2 protein-coding genes are annotated in these 1,821 nt (G+C 63.3%); both read left to right on the top strand.

Features of this window, described 5'->3' with window-relative positions; genetic code table 11:
- Window positions 1–193 (top strand): hypothetical protein (locus I53_RS34465; protein ID WP_210161562.1); only part of this gene is annotated, 193 nt, incomplete at its 5' end.
- Window positions 194–802: 609 nt separating this feature from the next.
- Window positions 803–1,821, top strand: a 1,019-nt coding sequence (locus I53_RS04885) for a putative sulfate exporter family transporter (RefSeq protein ID WP_043347302.1), incomplete at its 3' end; no start/stop codon positions are given.

Raw genomic sequence — 1,821 nt, 5'->3', positions numbered from 1 at the left:
GATCTTGGCGGCTCTAGACGACGAATTCATGAGCGCATCAGTCATCAAGATCCGGTCTGGCCACTCCAGCTCCGATCCCATCGACGGCGTCTGCGCGGCCTGCATCGAACTTGAGCGAAGAGGCTTGGCGGAGCGGATAGGGTCAGGTCGACGGTCGAAAAACCGCTGGCGTCGATCGCCGCAGACCAACTGAGTTTTAGGCTGGGAATTATAGATTAAATATAACTTTGTAAATTTGAGAAATTAAAGTTTTACTTTCCACAATCCGATTTTTGGAGTCCGAGCAGTTTGTAATAAAGCGAACTTTTGCTAAATTATTACTTGAATTGAAATGTGCCACTTCGCTTTCGGCATGAATTTGCTGCGGCCGAGCGTCCGCTTTTCCCGATCTGTGCCTGAAACCGGACCGGCGGAAAACCACCCATCTGAGACCTTCCCGCAGGCGCAGCGCGACGACTGACGCTGGCCGGAAGCAGTCCGTCTGCTCTGATTAGGTAATTTCAGAAAATCGGACGTCCCTCGAACAGCGCCTGCCCGGCCTACTGGCGACGGGCCAGGCGGTATAAGTTTGTCTTGACGCTTCGCTCGTCGACGTTGGAAACCCGATAACCACGATCTGCAGAGCTGCCGCGAACTCTCTTTCACTGAAATGATGTCGCCGCCTCCGTGCGGATGACCGAGGTTCGCCGATCGCCGCTGAATCATCCGATAATTCGATCAAAACGTTCGATACGTTCCGTTGGAATGATCGATTGGCCGCGGCCATGATCGGGGCAGATCCAGTTCACGATGTGTCCGCACCATGTCCGCAACAACCTTCTTCACGTCGCGCAAGCGTGCCCTGGGCCCCGTCCTGCCCGGCCTGATCCTGTGCCTCGCGGTGACAGGCGTCGCCCTCGCTCTGGAGGGGATCGAGGCGTATCTTTTTGGCCGGGCTTGGCTGGAGGCTCTCGTCCTCGCCATCGTGTTGGGCACGGCCGTCCGCACAGCCTGGAGCCCGGGGCCGCGCTTCGTTCGCGGTATCGCGTTCGGCGCTAAGACCGTCTTGGAGATCGCCGTCGTCCTGCTCGGCGCTTCGCTGAGCCTGGGTACGCTGCTTGCGGCGGGCCCCGGACTGCTCATCGGCATCGCAGGGGTGGTGGCTCTCGCTATTGCCGGAAGCTACGGCATCGGCCGGGCCCTCGGGCTGGCCCCGCGCCTCGCCATCCTCGTCGCCTGCGGCAACTCGATCTGTGGGAATTCGGCGATCGCGGCGGCGGCCCCGGTGATCGGCGCGGATGGCCAAGACGTCGCCTCGTCCATCGCGTTCACCGCCGTGCTCGGAGTCCTCGTCGTGCTCGGCCTGCCCCTGCTCGTTCCGCTGCTCGGGCTCTCGCCGATGCAGTACGGCGTGCTCGCGGGACTCACGGTCTATGCCGTACCGCAGGTGTTGGCTGCTACGGCTCCGGTGGCGGCTCTCAGCGTCCAGGTCGGAACCCTGGTCAAGCTGGTCCGCGTGCTGATGCTCGGGCCGGTGGTCCTGGCTCTCTCGCTGGGCGCGAGCCGGCTGCGGCGAGACGCGGACGCGGCCGCACCGTCCCCGATGGAAGGGAAGCGCCCCGCCCCGAGCCGGATGCCGCTGCACCGGCTGGTGCCGTGGTTCATCCTCGCCTTCCTGACGCTGGCAGGTCTCCGCTCGGCGGGGCTCCTTCCCGAAGCGGCTGTGCACCCCATGGCCGCGACGGCGAACGCGCTGACCATCGTATCGATGGCGGCCCCTCGCCTCGGGGTCGACGTGCGCAGCGTCGTCAAGGCGGGACCCCGCGTCACCCTGGCGGTCGT

This window comes from Methylobacterium sp. B1 (assembly GCF_000333255.1).
Taxonomy (GTDB): domain Bacteria; phylum Pseudomonadota; class Alphaproteobacteria; order Rhizobiales; family Beijerinckiaceae; genus Methylobacterium; species Methylobacterium fujisawaense.
This window is presented reverse-complemented; position numbering and strand designations above follow the sequence as displayed.